Origin of the sequence: Hymenobacter bucti (genome assembly GCF_042681145.1) — a bacterium.
Classification (GTDB): Bacteria; Bacteroidota; Bacteroidia; order Cytophagales; family Hymenobacteraceae; genus Hymenobacter; species Hymenobacter bucti.
In genome coordinates, this window is record NZ_JBHUFD010000001.1 from 454151 (window position 1) to 473572 (window position 19422).

18 protein-coding genes are annotated in these 19422 nt (G+C 63.3%); 8 read left to right on the forward strand and 10 right to left on the reverse strand.

Going from position 1 to position 19422, the window contains the following annotated elements; genetic code table 11:
• Nucleotides 1-252 precede the first annotated feature (252 nt).
• Entirely contained in the window at nt 253-1413 is a 1161-nt protein-coding gene (gene lepB / locus ACFSDX_RS01780) for a signal peptidase I (RefSeq protein WP_382311478.1), read from the forward strand.
• A gap of 72 nt (nt 1414-1485) precedes the next feature.
• Here lepB and ACFSDX_RS01785 read toward each other — a convergent pair whose 3' ends face one another.
• Nucleotides 1486-2184, reverse strand: coding sequence for an HAD family hydrolase (locus ACFSDX_RS01785; protein WP_382311479.1), 699 nt, complete (start codon nt 2182-2184; stop codon nt 1486-1488).
• A gap of 82 nt (nt 2185-2266) precedes the next feature.
• On the opposite strand from ACFSDX_RS01785, the gene pafA reads away from it, so the two are divergent.
• The 3 genes from pafA to ACFSDX_RS01800 all read left to right on the forward strand — a co-directional run bounded on the left by pafA (nt 2267) and on the right by ACFSDX_RS01800 (nt 5630).
• Nucleotides 2267-3967, forward strand: coding sequence for an alkaline phosphatase PafA (gene pafA / locus ACFSDX_RS01790; RefSeq protein WP_382311480.1), 1701 nt, complete (start codon nt 2267-2269; stop codon nt 3965-3967).
• Nucleotides 3968-4123: 156 nt separating this feature from the next.
• Nucleotides 4124-4678, forward strand: a complete 555-nt coding sequence (locus ACFSDX_RS01795; RefSeq protein WP_382311481.1) for an inorganic diphosphatase — start codon at nt 4124-4126, stop codon at nt 4676-4678.
• 64 nt (nt 4679-4742) lie between these two features.
• Nucleotides 4743-5630: a UbiA prenyltransferase family protein gene (locus ACFSDX_RS01800; RefSeq protein WP_382311482.1), complete on the forward strand. Its 888-nt coding sequence runs from the start codon at nt 4743-4745 to the stop codon at nt 5628-5630.
• Between the two features lie 45 nt (nt 5631-5675).
• Here the strand turns inward: ACFSDX_RS01800 and ACFSDX_RS01805 are convergent, their stop codons facing one another.
• The 5 genes from ACFSDX_RS01805 to ACFSDX_RS01825 form a co-directional block, all read right to left on the reverse strand.
• Nucleotides 5676-6407, reverse strand: a complete 732-nt coding sequence (locus ACFSDX_RS01805; RefSeq protein ID WP_382311483.1) for a carboxypeptidase-like regulatory domain-containing protein — start codon at nt 6405-6407, stop codon at nt 5676-5678.
• A gap of 272 nt (nt 6408-6679) precedes the next feature.
• The gene (locus tag ACFSDX_RS01810; RefSeq protein ID WP_382311484.1) at nt 6680-7540 is read right to left on the reverse strand and encodes an energy transducer TonB; all 861 of its coding nucleotides are present in this window, start codon (nt 7538-7540) and stop codon (nt 6680-6682) included.
• A 136-nt stretch (nt 7541-7676) separates the two neighbouring features.
• Entirely contained in the window at nt 7677-8357 is a 681-nt protein-coding gene (locus ACFSDX_RS01815; RefSeq protein WP_382311485.1) for a hypothetical protein, read from the reverse strand.
• Between the two features lie 7 nt (nt 8358-8364).
• Nucleotides 8365-9669 carry an LVIVD repeat-containing protein gene (locus ACFSDX_RS01820; RefSeq protein WP_382311486.1) on the reverse strand — a complete coding sequence of 435 codons (1305 nt, stop codon included), beginning with the start codon at nt 9667-9669 and terminating at the stop codon, nt 8365-8367.
• 166 nt (nt 9670-9835) lie between these two features.
• Nucleotides 9836-11398, reverse strand: a complete 1563-nt coding sequence (locus ACFSDX_RS01825) for an NAD(P)H-hydrate dehydratase (RefSeq protein WP_382311487.1) — start codon at nt 11396-11398, stop codon at nt 9836-9838.
• Between the two features lie 46 nt (nt 11399-11444).
• Between ACFSDX_RS01825 and ACFSDX_RS01830 the strand changes: the two genes are divergently transcribed.
• The 3 genes from ACFSDX_RS01830 to sdaAA all read left to right on the forward strand — a co-directional run bounded on the left by ACFSDX_RS01830 (nt 11445) and on the right by sdaAA (nt 13591).
• Nucleotides 11445-11984, forward strand: coding sequence for an RBBP9/YdeN family alpha/beta hydrolase (locus tag ACFSDX_RS01830; protein ID WP_382311488.1), 540 nt, complete (start codon nt 11445-11447; stop codon nt 11982-11984).
• Between the two features lie 72 nt (nt 11985-12056).
• Nucleotides 12057-12515: a peptide-methionine (R)-S-oxide reductase MsrB gene (gene msrB / locus ACFSDX_RS01835; protein WP_382311489.1), complete on the forward strand. Its 459-nt coding sequence runs from the start codon at nt 12057-12059 to the stop codon at nt 12513-12515.
• Between the two features lie 179 nt (nt 12516-12694).
• Nucleotides 12695-13591 carry an L-serine ammonia-lyase, iron-sulfur-dependent, subunit alpha gene (gene sdaAA / locus ACFSDX_RS01840; protein WP_382311490.1) on the forward strand — a complete coding sequence of 299 codons (897 nt, stop codon included), beginning with the start codon at nt 12695-12697 and terminating at the stop codon, nt 13589-13591.
• Nucleotides 13592-13629: 38 nt separating this feature from the next.
• Here sdaAA and ACFSDX_RS01845 read toward each other — a convergent pair whose 3' ends face one another.
• The 4 genes from ACFSDX_RS01845 to ispF form a co-directional block, all read right to left on the reverse strand.
• A complete protein-coding gene (locus ACFSDX_RS01845) occupies nt 13630-14688 on the reverse strand; it encodes a hypothetical protein (RefSeq protein ID WP_382311491.1) in 1059 nt (352 codons plus the stop codon).
• A 27-nt stretch (nt 14689-14715) separates the two neighbouring features.
• Nucleotides 14716-16092, reverse strand: a complete 1377-nt coding sequence (locus ACFSDX_RS01850; RefSeq protein ID WP_382311492.1) for a lactate utilization protein B — start codon at nt 16090-16092, stop codon at nt 14716-14718.
• A gap of 126 nt (nt 16093-16218) precedes the next feature.
• Nucleotides 16219-17925 carry a M28 family peptidase gene (locus ACFSDX_RS01855; protein WP_382311493.1) on the reverse strand — a complete coding sequence of 569 codons (1707 nt, stop codon included), beginning with the start codon at nt 17923-17925 and terminating at the stop codon, nt 16219-16221.
• A gap of 73 nt (nt 17926-17998) precedes the next feature.
• Nucleotides 17999-18478, reverse strand: coding sequence for a 2-C-methyl-D-erythritol 2,4-cyclodiphosphate synthase (ispF, locus tag ACFSDX_RS01860; protein WP_382311494.1), 480 nt, complete (start codon nt 18476-18478; stop codon nt 17999-18001).
• A gap of 312 nt (nt 18479-18790) precedes the next feature.
• Here ispF and ACFSDX_RS01865 point away from each other — a divergent pair, with 312 nt between their 5' ends.
• Nucleotides 18791-19405: a TetR/AcrR family transcriptional regulator gene (locus tag ACFSDX_RS01865; protein WP_382311495.1), complete on the forward strand. Its 615-nt coding sequence runs from the start codon at nt 18791-18793 to the stop codon at nt 19403-19405.
• Nucleotides 19406-19422: the final 17 nt, after the last annotated feature.

A 19422-nucleotide genomic window follows, 5' to 3' on the forward strand; every position in this document is an offset into this window, starting at 1 on the left:
CTTATTTATATTCAGTAAGTTAAGGCCGCTACAGGGTGCCTCTTACGAGTTGTAAACGCCTCTCCTTGAATGTGAAAAAGCGGGCTAAGGGAGTCTTGTCACGTTTCTTAAACCAACATTCAAGAAACATGACAAACAAGCTACTGATAGTCTGCGCTAAATGTAAGGCGTGAAGCCAATTGGATTGCCCTGGCCAGAACAATCCAATTGGCTTCACGCCTTACATTTAGCGCAACCAATCTACCCTTTCTCATGCGCTTCTCCCGACCCCAACGCCCGGCGACCGACGCCCCGCCCAAATCCAACTCGCGCGAGTGGGCTAATTCGCTGCTGTTTGCGGTGGTGGTGGCCTCCTTCATCCGGTGGTCGGCGGTGGAGGCCTACGTGATTCCGTCGGAGAGCATGGAGCACTCGCTGCTGGTGGGCGACTACCTGTTTGTGAGCAAGCTGCACTACGGGCCCATTACGCCCCAGACGCCGCTGCAAGTGCCCCTGACGCACCAGACGCTGCCGGTGGTGGGCTGGCCCAGCTACTCCGACCTTGTGCAACTGCCGACTTATCGGTTTCCGGGCTTTAGCTCGGTGCAGCGCAACGACGTGGTGGTGTTTCACGTGCCCCACGAGCAGCAGCGGCCCGCCGACCTGCGCACCTACCTCATCAAGCGCTGCATCGCGGTGGCCGGCGACACGCTAGAAATTCGGCAGGGTCAGGTGTTTCTCAGTGGCCGGCCCGGCGCCATCGGTGGCCAGCCGCAAACCACGTATTTCATGCGCGTGGCCCATCCCAACGACGAGGTGCGCCAAGCCCTGCACGACCAGCACGTAGTCGACTACACCCAGCCCGACGGCGTGCCCGCCGCCGGAACCAACCCCGAGACGGGCGAAACCGGCTACCTCATCAGCTGTCCCGCCAGCGTGGCTGCCTATTTCCGGCGGCAGCCCTACGTGCAGGCGCTGACAGTAGCGGGCGGCATCATGCCCGCCAATACGCTGTTTCCGGATGCCGCGGACTTCCACGTGTCAGCGGCGCAAAGCGCCGCGCCCCGCGGCTGGCAGCTTGACAACTACGGGCCGCTGCCGGTACCTAGGAAAGGCCAAACCATCCGGCTGACGCCCGCCAACGCGGCCATCTACTACAAAGTCATTGCCCAGTACGAGCATAACCTAGGCGTGACGTGGCAAAACGGCCAGATTTACCAGCACGGCCGGCCGCTGGCGCAGTACACCATCAAGCAGGATTATTACTTCATGATGGGCGACAACCGCCACAACTCCGAGGATTCGCGCTTTTGGGGCTTCGTGCCGGCCGACCACGTGGTGGGCAAGGCGCTCTTTGTGTGGCTCTCCCTCGACCCCTACGCCGACCTGCTGCACAAAGTGCGTTGGGAACGGCTGTTTCAGCCGGTGGGCTGAGTACGGTAGGGGTAAGAGTGAGTAAAAACACGTTCGTCAGGCTCAGCCTGATGAACGTGTTTTTATTACTACCTAGGCTTTGCTACGCGGCTTTGGTACCGCGCCCACCCGCCCAAACTCCTCGCGCAGCCGCTCGGGCGTGAGCTCGGTAAAGTCGCGGATGACGAGCAGAGGCGCCTGAAAATCGCGGCCCGGCAGGGTCGAGGCTACGGCCACGCAGTGCATGCCAGCGCGGTAGGCGGCTTGCTCGCCTAGGGTGGCATCCTCAAAAACTACGCACTGCGCGGGGTCTACGCCCAGCTTTTCGGCCGTCACGGAGTAGGTGTCACCGTGGGGCTTACCTTTGTCCACATCGTCTTTGCTGATAATCACGTCGAAGAAGCGGCGCAGGTTGAGGCCATCGAGGATGTAGGCTATCGACTCTTGGCCCGAGCCGCTACCTAGGCCGATTTTGAGGCCCGAGGCGCGGGCCGCTTCCAGAAACTCAACCAGGCCGGGCAGGGCGCGGCGGTCGTCCCAGTACAGGGTGCGATACAAGAATTCGCGTTGCTCGGCGTAGGCCGTCAGCTTCTCGTCGGGCTGAGGTTTCTTGGCAAATGCTTCTTTCAGAATCTCGGAGGCGGGCGCCCCGTTGAGGCGGCGCAGGAGCTCAATGGCATCGGCGTCCACGTCCTGGTCGCGGAAAAGGAGTTGGAAAGCGCGGGCCTGGATGAGGGTGTTATCCACGATAACCCCGTCCATGTCGAATATCAAGGCTTGTAAATCGGACATCAAAAAAGGGTAACAAAAAGCTCACAATGCAGCCAGTAGGGCCGCACGGTATCTTTGCGAGCCGTTGTTTACCGGCATTTGCATGAAAAAGATATTGTTGCTCTTACTATTGGCGCTGCCGGCGGCGGCGCAGAAAAAGGGCCCGGCCCTGGCCCGCCCCAAGCTGGTGGTGGGCATCGTGGTCGACCAGATGCGCTACGACTACCTCTACCGCTACTGGGATAAGTTCGGCAGCGGCGGCTTCCGGCGGCTGCTGGGCGAGGGCTTTAGCTACGAAAGCTGTCACTACAACTACGTGCCCACCTACACCGGCCCCGGCCACGCCAGCATCTACACGGGCACCACGCCCGCCAACCACGGCATCGTGGGCAACAACTGGTTTGAGCGCGAGGCCGGCAAAGCCACCTACGTCACCGACGACAAAACTGTGCAGGCCGTGGGCGGCTCGGCAGCGGCCGGCCAAATGTCGCCCGCCCACCTGCTCACCACCACCATCACCGACGAGCTGCGCCTAGCCACCAACTTCCAGAGTAAGGTTATCGGGCTGAGCATGAAGGACCGGGGCAGCATCCTGCCCGCCGGCCACGCCGCCAACGCTGCCTACTGGTACGACGGCACCAACGGCGCCTTCATGAGCAGCACGTTCTACGCCAAGGAGTTGCCGGCCTGGGTGCAAAAATTCAACGCCGCAGGCCACGCCGCCGAGTACCTCAGCAAGCCCTGGACCACGCTGCTGCCCCTAGGCGACTACACCGAGAGCACCCCCGACGATGTGGCCTGGGAATCAGCTTTCAAGGGCGAAACCAAGCCCGTGTTTCCGCACGACCTGCCCGTGCTGAGCGGCGCCACGCCCACGGCTGTAGCCGCTACCATGCGCGCCGCCGGCGAAAAGCCCGCCAAGGCCAGCTCCCAAAACCTCGACCTCATCCGCTCCACGCCCTTCGGCAACTCGCTCACCGCCGACTTCGCCCTCGAAGCCCTGCGCGCCGAGCAAATGGGCCTAGGCGCCCAAACCGACTTCCTTGCCGTTAGCTTCAGCAGCACCGACTACGTGGGCCACCAATTCGGCACCACCGCCATCGAAACCGAAGACACCTACCTGCGCCTCGACCGCGACCTGGCCCGCCTGCTCGATGGCCTCGACCGGCAAGTGGGCAAGGGCAACGCCCTGGTGTTCCTCACCGCCGACCACGCCGCCGACCAGGCCCCCGGCTTTCTGGAAGCCCACCGGCTACCCGGCGGCGGCGTGGGCCCGGCCATTGTGCGCGACACCGTGCAGCGGGTGCTTGCCCGCCAGCACGGCCCCGGCCAGTGGGTGCTGAGCTACGAAAACCAGCAGGTTTACCTCAACCGCCCGCTTATTGCCCAGAAAAAGCTGGTTTTGAGCCAGGTGCAGGACGAAGTGGCGGACATTCTGCGGGCGCAGCCGCACATCACGGAGGCCATTACGGCCCACGACCTGCTGCACGGCAGCTGGAACGAGGGCCTGGGGCACTACCAGCAAAACGGCTTCTACGCCGCCCGCTCGGGCGATGTGCTGGCCGTGCTTTCGCCCGGCTGGCTCGAAGCCTACGGCTACCCCGTAGTGAAAGGCACCACCCATGGCGCCTCCTGGGCCTACGATACCCACGTGCCGCTGCTGTTTTGGGGCTGGCACGTGCGCCACGGCGAGTCGGCGGCGGCGGTCAAAATCACGGACATTGCGCCCACCGTGGCGCGCTACCTCCACATTCAGGAGCCCAGCGGCTGCACGGGCGTGCCGCTGACGGAGGTAATGAAATAGAATAAGCACTTTTAGTAGGAAAGAAAAAGCTCGCTGCTGCTGAAGTAGATAGCGGCGGCGGCGGCTTTTTTCGACCTAGGGCTACATCCGTCGCATCTTTGTCACGTAATTACCAGCCCATTTCTCCTTCCCCCTCACTTTCTCACCCCATTTAACGTGGCCCATTTTAACCCCTGGCACGACGTAGCGCGTGGCGACGGCCTCCCCGAAGTCGTAACCGGTATCATCGAAATTCCGAAAGGCAGCAAAGGCAAGTACGAGCTTGACAAAGACAGTGGCCTGCTGAAGCTCGACCGCGTGCTGTTTTCGGCCGTGCACTACCCCGCCGCCTATGGCTTCATCCCGCGCACGTATTGCGACGACAAAGACCCGCTCGACATCCTGGTGCTATGCTCGGTCGATATTCCGCACATGTGCGTAGTGGAGGCCAAAGTAATCGGCGTGATGCAGATGCTCGACCAAGACGAGGAAGACGACAAAATCATCGCCGTAGCCGCTCACGACGTGAGCGTGAACCACTACAACGAGCTGGGCGACCTGCCGCCCTACATGATTCTCGAAATGCAGCGCTTCTTCGAAGACTACAAAGCCTTGGAAAAGAAGCACGTAGAAGTAAAGCAGTTCCTGGGCCGTGAAGATGCCTACCGCATCATCCACGAGAGCGTGAAGCTGTACGAGGAAACTTTCGGCGCCGAGCACAAGCTCGCCTAGGTCCGCGTAGTACACCGCCTGAACGTCAGGCAGCCCAGCCTCGGCCGGGTTGCCTGGCGTTCTTTTGTTGAGCCCATTCGCCCTGCCCATGCTGCCCCGCCGCGCTTTGCCCCTGCGCCTGCTCGATGCGCTGCTCTACAGCAGCGCCTGGCTGGCGGCGGCGGCGGCGGCCCAAACGGCGGCCGTGCTGCGCGGGCTGCCGGGCGGCTTCGGGGCCGCCGGGTGGCAGGCAGTGGCGTTGGTGTTTGCCGTCACGCTGCTCACCTACAACCTCGACGCGGCCCTGCCCTTCAAGCACCGGCAGCCGGTGGGCACCTCGGGGCGCAAGGCCTGGCAGCACCGCCACCGCTGGGGCCTAGCCGCGCTGGCCGGGGCAGCGGCCCTAGGGGGCGCCTGGCTGCTGCTGGCGGGCGGGTGGCTGCACTACCTGCCGCTGCTGCTGCCGCTGGCCGCGCTGGCCCTCGGCTACTCGCTGCCGCTGCTGCCCTGGCGCGGGCGCTGGCGGGCCGTGCGCGAGGTGCCGCTGCTCAAGGTTTTTCTCATCGGGGGCGTGTGGGCGGCCGTTACGGTAGGCTTGCCGGCGCTGGCGCTGCACCGGCCGCTGGCGCCGCTGGCGCCGCTGGCGGCGTTGCTGGCCCAGCGGTTTTTTCTGGTCTCGGCGCTGGCCATTGTCTTTGATATTCGGGATTTTAGCCGCGACCGGCTCACCAACCTGCGCACCATGCCGGTGGTGCTGGGCCTAGGTGGCGCCAAAGCCGTGGCGCTGGCGCTGCTGGCCATCTCGGTGGCCATTGGGCTGGGGCGCGGGGCGCCGCCGCTGGTCGTGCTGCTGCCCTCGGCCCTCGCCGCCTGGATTATCGCGGTGGCCCGCGACACGCGCAGCGACTATTTCTTCGCCCTCGTGGCCGATGGCGCGCTGTTGATGCAGGCCGCGGTGGCGCTGGCCTGGTAATGTAAATTGGGCTACGCCAGTGTGGCGGCTTTGCTTAACTAGCGGTTATTCGTAGCCGCGGTTATCCTTGAACGCTTTGTTGTATTCCAGGTGCTTCTGGTAGGCTTTCCGGCGGGCATCCTGCGTCTTTAGCTGCTGCACCTTGCGGCGCTCCTTGCCCTCCCGCGACAGTTTTTCATACACCAAACTAACGGGCGAGCCGATGGTCGGATGTGGTAGCGACGGCGGGGTCGAGTCTACCGCAAATAGCGGCTTGGGGGCGGGTGGGCGGCGGGCGCTGTGCACCACGGGCGCCGCCGGCCGCTTGAGGTTGCGCAGGGCGCGGTCGATGCTGGTGCGGTCGGTGCGGTCGGCCGTCACGCGCACCTCGCCGAGCCGCACCGAGTCGCGCACCAGCCGCACCTGCACCACCAGCTGGGCCAGGGCAGTGCCGCGCAGCGGCAGCCGCTGCGGCTTATAGCCTAGGGCTTGGAAAAGCAACGTATCGGTAGCGGTAGCGGGCACCAGGAAGTCGCCCTGGGCATCGGCCACCACGCCGCGCTGGGTGTGCAGGCGCCGCACGGCGGCCCCCGGCAGCGGCCGCCCGGTGCGGGCATCGCTTACCGTGCCGCTCACTCGTATTTGCGGAGTGGGCTGGCCGGCCTGCGCCCGGGCGGGCGGCTGGCTACCAAGCAGCGCCCCGAGCAGTAGCAGCCAGTGCAGCAGGCTTGTCGGCCGGCCTCCACGCTGGCCGGCCCGCTGGTAGTCAGGCAGTAGCCAACCCTTAAAAATCCTCATGCCATGCGTTTACAACTAGAAAAAGAAGGCCAGAGCAGCTACTCCGCAGTAAGGTGCGGCTCCTAAGGTAAGCGGCAGCACGGAGCAGCCTCGGCCGATGCCCGCTACCACAAGAGGCGGGCGCTAGGCTAAATGGTTGCGTTGGCAGGACCTGTCGGCAACTGCCAGGGTGGCCCGCTAGGGTGCTAAAAGGCTTCCTCTGCCCGCGTGGCCGATGCCGTGCTGCTGGTGCAGGCCGCGGCGGTGCTCGTGCTGTAAAGCGATCAGCAGTATTACGGTTTGGCCGCGCCCCGCCGCTGAAACAGTACGCTCGTATACCAAGAGGCCGCTATAGGCCGGCCTTTTTGCAGGCCCGGCCTGTAGCGGGGGAGGCTGTTTAGTACCCGTACGGCTTCTGCGTCGCAAGCAAAGCTGTGGTGTTCGCTCACGTGGGCACAAGTGATGCGGCCGTCAGTTTCTACAATAAACTCAACCTGTACCTCTACCTCTTTATCAAGTGGATACTTGCGCGTTAGTGCCTGATAGTTTATTCGCTCTTGAATAGCTTGGTAAAGAGCTGGTTCGCCACCCGGAAAAGTAGGAATTTCCTCGTCCGAGCGAGGGTCAGTAGCGCTGCCTCCAGCTCTGCGCCCATAAAAGCCGTTCGGTAGCCGCTGTAAGCTATCAGTACGCGCTACGAGCGCGTAATCAACCATTCGGGCTTGATATACTTGTTTTTCGTGGGCGAAGTAGAGGTACCACCCGCCGCCGGCGCCACCCAGCGCCAGTAGCAGCCCGGACCCGAAGTAAAGCGCCGCCGCCCGCCGCCTAGGTTGCAGCGCCAGCAGCAGCCCGACGCCCGCCCCCAGTATCAGCACCCGCCCCAGCGTAGCGTAGTGGTGCTGGGGCGAGATGCTCGTACTAGGGCCATGTGGGGTGCCTATCGGCTGCGTCACGGTATCGAGCCAGCCGTAAAAAACCAGGCTCGTAACGCAAGCTATCGCCAGTAGCCCTAGCCGCCGCGCGCGGGGTAGCTGGTCAGCCGCGGCCTTGTCGGCCACCCGGCTTAACCGCCAAAACCAGCGTAGGAAGCCGCCCACTAGCAGTGGTGGTAGCACAAGCACCGCCAGCAGACCTACTACGAATCCATCCATATTGCCTAAGCTTACAAATAGCACGCCTAGGTTGAGAGAACTGATTACTTCAAGTATAGGCTAATGGCAATTGGTTTTTAATCAGGCAAATGATTTCAGTTGCAGCGTGCTACTTCTCTGGCTGAAAGCAGAATCGTTAGGGCAGCGCCACGCCCAGCTTGAAGCCCGCCGGAAAGTACACCCCCTGGTGCGCATAGTCGGAGGGTCCGCTGCGAAACTGGCTTTCCCCGAAGTCTGACCACGAGTAGCTTTTGCGCACGCCTACGCCGGCGTACACGTCGAGCAGCGCCCAGCTGGCCAGCGCCAATTGGTAGCCCGCCTGCGCCGCCACGCCGTAGCGCAGCACGGTTTCGCGGTAGCGAAGGGGGCCGTATACCAGGTAGGGCAAGCCGCCGGGGCCGGGCTCCTCATGCCACTGGTCATTGCGCCCAAAGTGCAGCCGGAAGAACTGCACCTGCGGGCTGTAGCCCAGGTAAAAGCCCGTGGCAAAAGAGTGACTGGCCCCGGGTGCAGACAAGTAAAAGCGGTGCTGCCCTTGTAGGCCCGCGCCCCGCACCACCTCGTTGTAGCGGGGGCGGTTGAGGTCGGCGGGTACGTCGGGCCGGCCGGCCGGCCCCCAATACAGCTGCGGGCCCAGCGTGAGCGTTTGGGCTGGGTGACCGGGCCGGGCGTGCTCGGCTTCGAGCCAATACCCGCTCAGCACCAGGTGCTGGGGCGTGGCCTTGATGGCCCAGCCGCCGGGCGCTTGGGCGCTGGCTGGCCCGCCCAGCAACCCGAGGGCCAGGCAGGCCAGCCCCCGGCTTAATAGGCAGTGCATCCGCATCTTACAGGGTAGGGGAGATGGGGAGTAAGCTCACCGGCTGCAAGCTGGAGGCGCCCACGCGGTACTGGTAGAGGCCGCCCGGTCCGATGGCCAGCAGGTAGTCGCCGTTCGGAATAACGTCGGTAATGGTGGTGCTAAAGTGCTGAAGCTGCGTCAGCACCGGGGCCTTGCTGGTATCAAACAGCTTGAGGCCATCGTCGCACACGTACAGCCGGTTATTTTCGGCACCTAGGCCGCCGGGGTTAGTCATGGGGTAAGAGCGAACCAGGGTGGGCCGGCTGAGAGTAGCTAGGTCAATGACTTCAAGCACGTTGGCGATGCCGCCGCCGCAGGTGCGGCCCGTGCGCAGGGTCACGTAGGCGTAGCGGCCATCCACCACTACCGGGTCGCAGCTCATCATGTGCTGGTAGAAGGCCACCCGCTGCGGAGCCGCGGGCGTAGCCACGTCGTAGATGTACATGCCCGACTGCGTACCTAGGAACAGGTAGTGGTCCTGCGGGAAAATCGTTTCGATGCCGAACCCAAGCGATATTTCCTTGCCTGCCACGGGCGTAGCCGGGTCTTGCAGGTCAAACACGCGCAGGCTCTGCATATCTACGGTGTAGAGTGTCTGCCCCACGATGGCAAACCGGGCCAGCGAGCCCCCTTTGCCAGCACCAGCATCGGCGCTCGCGGCCGAATTAGCCGCGCTGGCGGCCGTAGCGGCATAAAAAGAAGAGCCCCAGTTTCGGTACGTTACCCGGTAGGGTATCGCCTCGTTGGCGGCCAGCTTGCGCCAGCCCACCACTACGGTATTGGCGGGGCGCTTGTCGGGCTGGTAGGCTTCTTCTAGGGGGCTGTATTCGGGCATGGGCAGCTCGCGGAAAGCATTGCGCACGCGGCCGGCGGGCTGGGGCTGGGCCGGGTTGCTGATATCGATAGTTACCAGGTCAGGGCCATTGTCGGCGTACAGTAGGTTGCCGCGCACGGCCAGGTCCACGTTGCCCGGAATTCGCAGAAAGCTCACGGGCCGGGGGTTGGCCGGGTCGCGGTTGTCGATGACGTGGATGCCCTCGTACCGCTCATTCACAAATACATAGTTGCCGCGCAAGTAAATCTTGCCGGTGTTGTGCATGGCCTGGGGCGCCACGGCGGCCACCGAGCTTTCCAGGGTGGCCCGCGTCAGGAGCAGGGGCCGGTAGCTGGCATACACCAGGTACGAAGAGGTAGACGGCTGCGGGTCTGATTCCTGGCGGGCGCAAGCCAGCAAAGTGAGCAGCCCCAGCAGCAGGGCCCAGCTCGACGAGCGAAGTAGCAGTTGGTTCATGTGGCAATCAGGTTAGGAAAATGAGGAGGGTAGGCCCCGGCCAGCGGCGGGGTACTAGGCAGAGCCGGCCTGGCCGCCAAGTGGTTGCACCCAACAAGTTTTTATTTCCTATATTTTAACATTGCCGAGTAAGCCCGTAGCTTGGACGCTGCGAGTCCGAGCTACGCTACCCAATTGAGCCCGTTTCCAACTCGCGCAGCGCGGGTCCGATGTGCTGCACCAGGTCGCCGGCCACCAGCCCGGCCTCGCCCGTGGCCGCGGCGGCCAGGTCGCCGGCGCGTCCGTGGGCCAGCACGGCCAGGCGCGTGGCCAGCAGCGGGGCTAGGCGCTGGTCGGCGCGCAGGGCCAGCAGCAGGCCGGTGAGCACGTCGCCGCTGCCGCCGGTGCCCATGCCGGGGTTGCCAGTGCCATTGAAATACACCTGCCCATCGGGCGCGGCGGTGGCCGTGTAGGCGCCTTTCAGTACCACAATGCACTTGTGCTTTTGGGCAAAGGCGCGCAGCAAGTCAAGGCGGTGGTAGTCGTCTTTCGTCTTCTCGGTGAGGCGCGCAAACTCGCCTAGGTGGGGCGTGAGCACCGTGTTTTCGGGCAGTAGCTCCAGCAGCTCGCGGTGGGCACCTAGGAGGTTGAGCGCGTCGGCGTCGAGCACGAGCGGCACCCGGGCTTCGCGCAGCAGCTTTTCAAGCACGGCGCGGCTGGCCTCTTCCTGCCCCAGGCCAGGGCCGATGCCGATGGCTTGGTACGCGGCCAGCTCGGGCAGCTCACTGATGAAGTCGGCCTGCGGGTCGGGTAGGCACATGGCCTCGGGCCGGGTGGCCTGCATGATGTCGTAGCCGCAGCCAGGCACGGCCACCGTGAGCAGGCCCACGCCGCCGCGCAGGCAGGCCCCGGCGCTGAGCACGGCCGCGCCCACCTTGCCCCGGCTGCCCGCCAGCAGTAGGGCGTGGCCGAAGGTGTTTTTATAAGCAAACTTGTTGCGCCTAGGTAGCTGCAGCGCGGGCTGCGGGGCGGCGTGCGGGGCAGCCCAGCCAGCGGGCGGCGGCGGAGCGTAGCGGGTAAAATGCCAGGGCGTATCGGTGTGGTCGATGTACGGCTGGCTCAGGCGAATATCCTCCAGGTGCCACTCGCCCACGTACTCGGCATTCTGCGGCAGCAAAAAGGCCAGCTTGGGCGGGCCAAAGCTCACGGTGTGGGTGGCGCGCACCACGGGCGCCGCGGGGTCGGGCTGGGGCGCATCGGCCAGCAGGCCGCTGGGCAGGTCGATGGCCACCACGCGGGCGCGGCTGGCGTTGAGGTGGCGCACCACCTCGGCGGGCAGCCCCGTGAGCGGGCGCGCGAGGCCGGTGCCAAACAGCGCATCTATCACCAGCGTATCGGGCCCGATGCTGGGCAGTGCCCCGGCGGCCAGCTCCTGCACCGGAATGACTTTGGGCAGCACGTGGTGGTTGTGCTGATAGTCGTCGGAGTACTTGGCGGCGGGCAACAGGGCCAGGCGCACGGCGTAGCCGGCGTAGTAGAGCAGGCGGGCCAGGGCCAGGCCATCGCCGCCGTTGTTGCCGGGGCCGCACAGCACGAGCACGTCGGTGGCCGCGTGGGGGTGGTAGTGGCCGAGCAGCCACTCGGCCACGGCGGTGGCGGCGCGCTCCATCAGCTCGGTGGAGGTGGTGCGCTGCTCGCGGATGGTGGCCTGGTCGAGCTCGCGGATTTGGGCGGCGGAGAGGAGTTTCATAAGAATAAGAGTGCGCGCGGCGGCCAGTCAAAAGCTACCTTCGGCCATGCAAAGAACCACCCGATTCTTCCTCGTGCCCGGCCTGGGCGGCTCGGGCCCCGCCCACTGGCAAACCTATTTTGAGCGCGTGCACCCCGAGTTTACGCGCATCGAGCAGCGCGAATGGGACGCCCCCGACCGCACCGAGTGGGTGGTCACCATCGAGCAGGCGCTGGCAGGCGAGGACCTGGCCCAGGTGGTGCTCATTGCGCACAGCCTAGGGTGCGCCACGGTGGCGCACTGGGCTGCGCAGTACGGGCGGGCCATCCGGGGGGCACTGTTGGTGGCGCCCGCCGACGTAGAAACCGCGCATTTTGCAGCCTGCCCGGCCACCGGCTTCGGGCCGATGCCGTTGCAGCGCCTGCCTTTTCCGAGTAAAGTCGTGACCAGTACCAATGACCAGTGGGTGACCGAAGCCCGCGCCCGGCAGTTTGCCGCGGCTTGGGGCAGCGAGCTAGTCGTAGTAGGCAACGCCGGCCACCTCAACGCCGATAGTGGCTACGGCGACTGGCCCGCGGGCCTCGAATTGCTGGGCGACTGGGCCTAAAGGTTCAGCTTGAACTCTGCGCCGCGTCCTGCGTTTTACCTAGGTATATCCCCTGCTAAAAACCAACCCAAGATGCAAACCTGGAACGACGTTATTCGCCTGGCCAACCACGGCGCGCCCACCCCGCCCCGCCGCGTAGAAAAAACCAATGCCGAGTGGAAAAAAGAGCTTACCGCCGAGCAATTCCACGTCACGCGTGAGCACGGCACCGAGCGCGCCTTCACCGGCGAGTACTGCGAGGCGCACGAGGCTGGCCTCTACGCCTGCGTGTGCTGCGGCACCCCGCTCTACGACTCGCGCACCAAGTTCGAGAGCGGCACCGGCTGGCCCAGCTTCACGCAGCCCGTGGAGGAAGATGCCATTAAGTATCACAAAGACACGAGCTACGGCATGGTGCGCGTAGAAGTGCTCTGCAACGTGTGCGACGCCCACCAGGGCCACGTTTTCCCCGACGGCCCCGCCCCGAGCGGCCTGCGCCTGTGTATCAACTCGGCCAGTATCAAGCTGGTGACGGAAAAGGCGCCGGCCTAGGGGTAACAGCCCTAGGTTATTAAATAAAACGTCCGTCATGCTGAGCTTGCCGAAGCATCTTGGTCGGTTCGTTGGAATATTATTTCTAGCGCGACCAGTCAAGATGCTTCGGCAAGCTCAGCATGACGGACGTTTTATCTTTGCGCCTATTCTCTACTTCCTAATTTATTCCACCCACCATGTCGCTCCTCTTCACCGATTTCGCTTCCTGGCAGGCGCACTGCGCCGCCACCGGCGAGCCGCTCTTCCGGCCCGTGCTGGCCTATGAAATCGAGCAGAAGGGGGCCAGCGAGGCCGACATCTGGCCCGGCCTACAACGCGCCTACGACGTGATGCGCGACGCCGTGCACACCGGCCTTACCGGCGACATGACCTCGCGCTCGGGCATGATAAACAACGGCGCCAAGAAGATTGCCGCTTCGCCCGTTACGGTTCTATCACCCGAGTTCAAAAACTTGGTCATCAGCTCCCTAGGCGCCAAGGAAGTAAACTCGTGCATGGGCCGCGTGGTGGCCGCGCCCACGGCGGGCGCCTCGGGCATCTTGCCGGGCGTGCTCACCACCATTCAAAATATCCACCACCTGCCCGACCAGAAAATACTGGAGGGCCTGCTGGTGGCGGCTGGTATTGCGCTCATCATCGAGCAGAATGCTTCGCTGGCCGGCGCCGTGGGCGGCTGCCAGGCCGAAACCGGCTCGGCGGCGGCCATGGGCGCCGGGGCTATTGTGTACTGCCTAGGGGGCACTGTCGAGCATGTATTTGCGGCGGTGGCCATCACCATTCAGTGCATGCTCGGGCTAGTCTGCGACCCGGTGGCGGGCTTGGTGGAGGTGCCCTGCGTGGTGCGCAATGCCTCGGCGGCGGCCATCGCGTTCTCGTCGGCCCAGATTGCTATTGCGGGCGTCGACCCGGTTATCCCCGTCGACCAGTGCGTGGCGGCCCTCGGCGAGGTGGGCCAGAGCATGGAAACCCGGTACAAGGAAACGGCCCTAGGGGGCCTGGCCAACACCCGGCGCGGCCGCGAAATCGAGAAGATGGTGCTGGTGCAGGATGTCAACATCCTGCCCGATGAATAACGCCTAGGTCTGTTAAATAACGAGTTATCAGCAAGCGGTTACTCCATAGTTGGCGGTGTCATCAGCAGCGCCCCCAGAAATTTGAGGGCTGGCTCGTAGCGCATCCGGCGCTCGGAGTAGTTGCGCCAGGCCGTTTCCTCATCAGCGCGCAGGGGTAGGTCCGCGTCGCGGAAAGATTGCCAAGCGTCGGCAAATTCCTGGCGGCCCGGCGTGGTGGCGTTCAGCTCCTCCGGGGTGCGCAGCTCAGCTGGCTCGGTTTCCGATTTATTTTCAAAAAAGCGGTGCACGCGGTTGAGCGCCAGCACGCCGGCGGTGAAAGTCAGCTCCACCTGGCGCGAGCGCGGCACGTTGAGGGCCGAGAACAGCATGTTGGCCGCGTCCAGAATCAGCCCGGCCGTGAGCACCCACGAGCGCCCGCTTTTGGGCGAGCGAAAGAAGGCCAGCACCGGCAGCGAGGTGTGGCTCTCGTCGATTTCGACCAGCCATTTTTCCCACTCCAGCCACTGGTCATCGTCGTTCAGAAAATCGTGGTCGTGCCCCAGCCAGCGCACGAGCCCCGCCGCCGAGGCCGGCACCCCCGCCCGCAATTCTACCTGCGCCACCACGATTTCGCGCCGCGAAAAAGCCTGGTAAATGGTGGGCAGGTAGGAGATGAGCAGCGTGAGCAGCAGCAACCCAATGGTGGCCTCCGAATAGCTAAAGACGTTGATGGCCAACCCCGCCTCCGACGTAGTGCCTAGGGTCAGCAGCGAGCTGCCACTCAGCTCATAGCTCTTCGTAAAATCCTCGACGCCCAACGCCCAGTAGATGCCCGAGTACCCAATGCCCACCAGCGCCAGCCACCCAATGGGCAGCGCCACCAGCCCCACCGGCGCGTAGTGCGCCAGAATGCGGTCGCGGTGCGCGTAGGTGGGGGCGCGCCGCGCCGCAAAGTTGAACAGCGCCCGCACGCCCCCAAACACGAAGGCATTGAGCCGCACCGACTCGTTGCGCGGCAGCACAAACGAGCGGATGGCCCCCGATACCGTAGTGATAATCAACCAGCCCCCGGCTACCCCAGCCAGCACCCGCAACCCATATTCAACAGCAGAAGACATGGCCCGTTGTACGGGGGTAATGAGTTTCTAGCTGTTACGGCTGGCTCTCCACAGCTCCCGAAACGACTTGTCGGCTATTTTCAGGCTCTCGCGGCGCTTGCGCCAGCCGGCTTGGTCGAGCAGGTAGCCGAGGCTGAAATCCTTGAGGCGGCCGGGCAGAATGTCGAGCGCCCAGCGGTGGCGCATGCTCCAGCGCCAGAGGCTGATGGCCATTTTCTCGACCGGGGCGTTGTGGCCCTCGCTTACCGACTCCTGCCGATTGAGCAGCAGTAGATTATGCAGGTTGATGCGCACCGGGCACACGCTGGTGCACGCCCCGCACAGGCTGCTGGCGAAGCTTAGGTGCTGGTGCTCCTTGAGGCCGCTCAGGTGCGGGCTGATAACCGAGCCGATGGGGCCCGAATACGTGGTTTCGTAGGTGTGGCCACCGATATTTTTGTACACTGGGCACACGTTGAGGCAAGCGCCGCAGCGGATGCAGCGCAGCGCCTCGCGGCGGTCGGGGCGGGCCAGCAGGTTGGTGCGGCCGTTGTCGAGCAGGATGACGACCATCTCCTCGGGGCCGTCGGGCTCGCCGGGCTGCCTAGGTCCGAAGTACACCGTGTTGTACACCGTAACCTGCTGGCCGGTACCGCTGGTGCTCAGCAAGGGCCAAAACAGGTCGAGGTCGGTGAGCTGCGGAATGAGTTTCTCGATGCCCACCACCGCAATGTGCAGCTTGGGAAAAGTGGCCGAGAGGCGGGCGTTGCCCTCGTTCTCGGTCACGGCTACGCCGCCTTCCTTGGCAATCAAGAAGTTGCCGCCCGTGATGCCGACCTCGGCCGCCGTGTACTTGTCGCGCAGTAAATGCCGAGCGGTGAGCACCAGCTGCTGGGCATCGTCGGTGTGCGCGATGCCGAGGTGCTTAACGAAGATATTGGCGATGTCGGCCTTGCTCAGGTGCATGGCCGGCGTCACGATGTGGTAGGGCCGCTCGCCGTTGAGCTGCACGATATACTCGCCTAGGTCGGTCTCCACCGACTCCACGCCTCGGCTCTGCAAGTACTTGTTAACGTGGATTTCCTCGGTGGTCATGCTCTTGGCTTTCACCACCGTGCGGGCTTGGCGCGCCTCAGTGAGGCGACCGATTTCGTCCAGCGCTTCCTGGGCATCGCTGGCCCAGACTACGCGCCCGCCGCGGGCCGTGAAGGCCGCCTCAAACTGCAAAAGGTACTCATCGAGCTTTTCGAGCACGCCAGCCTTGAGGTAGGCGGCGCGGGCGCGGGCCAGGTCGTGCTGCTGGTAAAGCTGCATGCCGGCCGTCACGGCCGCATCGTACTTGCCGATGTTGAAGCGGATTTTGCGGCGGTGCTCGAGGTCGAAGGCTTTGGCTTCGGCGTCTAGTTGGAAGGCTTGGGCTTTCATAGTTTCTCGCAGAGTAGAACTTCGTTGTCCTCCGGTTTGCAGAGGTAAACCGCAGAAGTTTGCAGGGTGAAATAAACTTCGCGAACCGCTGCGGTTTATCCCTGCCAAACTCTGCGAGAAAGTTACTTAAGGTTTATTGGAATCCACGGCCGGCCGCTCGTCGCGGTTGGCCAGCTCCCAGGCAATGTAGAACACGAGCCGGGCCCGTGCCTCCATTTTGCCAAACTCAATCTTGCTGATTTCGTCGCTGGCTTCGTGGTAGTCGGCGTGCACGCCGTTGAAGAAAAACGCCACCGGAATTTTGTGCACCGCGAAGTTGTAGTGGTCCGAGCGGTAGTAAAACCGGTTCGGGTCGTTGGGGTCGTTGAAGCGGTAGTCGAGGTCGATTTTGGTGTACTGCTGGTTAGCGGCCTCTAGCACCGTGTGCAGCTGCGACGACAGCTTGTCCGAGCCAATAACATATACATAGTCGGCTTTGCCCTCGTGGGCCACGTCGGTGCGCCCAATCATGTCGATGTTGAGGTCGGTGATGGTATTAGCCAGCGGAAAAACCGGGTGGTTGGCGTAGTACTCCGAGCCCAGCAGCCCCTTCTCCTCGCCGGTATTGGCCAGAAACAGGATACTGCGGCGCGGCCCGTGCCCCGCGTGGGCCGCCTTCGTAAACGCCTCGGCAATGGCCAGCATGCCGGTCGTGCCCGAGCCATCGTCGTCAGCTCCGTTATACACCTGCCCGCCAATGATACCTAGGTGGTCGTAGTGGGCCGAGACAACCAGAATCTCGTTCTTCTTGTCGGTGCCCGGCAAAAAGCCCAGCACGTTTTCGGTACCCACCGCCGAGCGTTCTTGCGGGGCGTTGATGGTGAACTTAACCGGCTTAAACTTGCTGGCTACCGGCGCTTTGGCCGCTGCTGTGGCCGCGCCATAGCTGCGCAGCGCCGCCTCCGAGGCACCTAGGAGCTTGCCGCCCACGGCCGGCGACACGAAGAACGACGGCGCCCGGCCCCCGCCCGGCTCGGCCGCCGCAATGATGGGCTGCATCACGCGCGGGGCCAGCCGCTCCTGCGTTTTCTCGAAAGCCAGCGCCGGCTCGGTGCTGATGAAAAAGACGCTGCGGGCGCCTTTCTGCGCCGCCAGCGCCGCCTTGGCCCGAAAGTCAACGCTCCATTTGGTAGCGCTGCCGTCGTCGCTCAGCACCGACTTTCCCTCGGCCGTGCGGGGCTCGCCGAGCAGCATCACCAGGTCCTTGCCCTGCACGTCGCGCCCGGCGTAGTCGGAGTACGGGCCCTGCTCGATGCCGTAACCCACAAACACGGGCTGCACCGCCGTAGCCTGCTGGAAGGGCGAGCGCCCAAACGCGTAAAAATCCTTGAGCCACGCGTAGGTCTTGCCACCCACCGTAAGCGTGCCGCCCTTCTGCCAGGCGCTGCGCTCCAGGTCGAAGGTTTGCAGATAAGGGTTAGCTGCGTTGGCCGCCACGGGCGCCACCAGGCTGTCCAGCTTAAACTGCTGGGTGATGTAGGCGGCGGCCATTTTCTGGCCTTTGGTGCCGGTTTCGCGGCCCTCGTACTCGTCGGAGGCCAGCACCGAAAGGTCGCGGCGCAGCTTGTCCTGCGTGATGTAGCGCTCGGCGTAGCGCGTGGCGTAGTCGGCCACCTGCACGGGCGCCACCGGCACCGAGCCGTGGGGCGCAATGCCGCCATCAATGGGCGTGGCCACGAGCGTCTTGTTGAGCCTCGTTTTGGTCTTGGTTTTGACCTTAACCGCGCCCGGCGTTTGGGCGGCTAGGGTAGCCGGGAGCGCTAGGGTGGCGAGGAGCAGCAGGGGGTATCTCATACTAGAAAGGCAGTGAGCGGGAGCTAAGCGGAAATAATTAAGGATAGGGTGCCAGATAGCGAATAGATGCTGCCTAGGCCTTCGTAACCAGCACGGTAGCATAAGCCGCTACGCCCTCCTGCCGGCCCACAAAGCCCAGCTTCTCCGTGGTGGTGGCCTTAATAGAAATATCGTCCTCGTCCACGCCCATGACCTGGGCTAACACCGTGCGCATGGCTGGAATGTGCGGGTTTACCTTGGGCCGCTCGAGGCAGATGGTCGAGTCAATATTGCCCACCTCGTAGCCCTTCGCGCGCAGAATCCGCATGACCTCGGCCAGCAGCTTTTTGCTGTCGATGCCCTTGTATTGCGCATCGGTGTCGGGGAAGTGGAAGCCGATGTCGCGCAGGTTGGCCGCGCCTAACAGGGCATCGCAGATGACGTGGATGAGCACGTCGGCATCGGAGTGACCTAGGGCGCCGTGGGTGTGCGGCACCTCAATGCCGCCGAGCCAGAAGGGCAGGCCTTCCTTGAGTTGGTGAACGTCGTAGCCGAAGCCAACGCGGATTTTCATAAAAATGAGGCAGAATAGCGAGACTGCAAAGGTATTGGCCCGCGCCCCGGCCCAACGCCGCCAGAATGATTGTAAAAAAATTAGTAGCCAAATGCTACTATATTTAAGCCAATATTATTAGCTTTGCAAAACTAATATTAGTAGCTGCGGCGCGCCGGCCAGCGCGCTTGTTGAAAAATTAAGGGGGTGAGTTAAAGTAAACGGCAGGTGAACGCGTTAGGGGAGCAAGAAGGGAAACGGAGAGGCAACGGAAGAAACTTTGGAAACTTTGAACTCACCCATAGTTTCCGTCGTATCTTTGCCATGCCAACCATGGAAAACAAGGACCGAATATTGACCCGAGCCAGCGCGCTGTTTTTGCGCAACGGTATCAAGAGTGTAAGCATGGACGACATTGCTGCGGACCTTGGCATGTCGAAAAAGACGTTGTACAAAACCTTTGCCAGCAAGGATGACATAGTACTGGCCGTGATGACGACGCACCTCGGCCAGGCGCAGGGCGAGTGCACCCGCGTAGCGAGCACCGCCGCCAACGCCGTGCAAGAGATGCTCAGTCTCTCGGCCTGGGCCGACAAGGAATTTAGTAACGTGCACCCCAGCATTTTCTATGACCTCAAAAAGTACCACTCCGATGCCTGGGCGCTGTTTGCCACGCACAAAAACGCCTTCATTCTCGACCAAATAACTCAAAACCTGCGGCGCGGCATCGCCGAAGGACTATTTCGGGCCGACCTCGACGTGGAGGTGCTGGCCCGCCTCAACCTGGCCCAGATAGAGCTGGCCTTCGACCCCGACCGCTACCCACCCGCGCAGTTTTCGCCCGTGCGCGTCAACCGAGTATTCGATGAGCACTTTTTGCTAGGGGTGGCTACGCTGAAAGGCCACCGGTTATTCAATAAATACCAACACATTACGGAAGAAGAATAGCCTGCTTGGCTGCTACT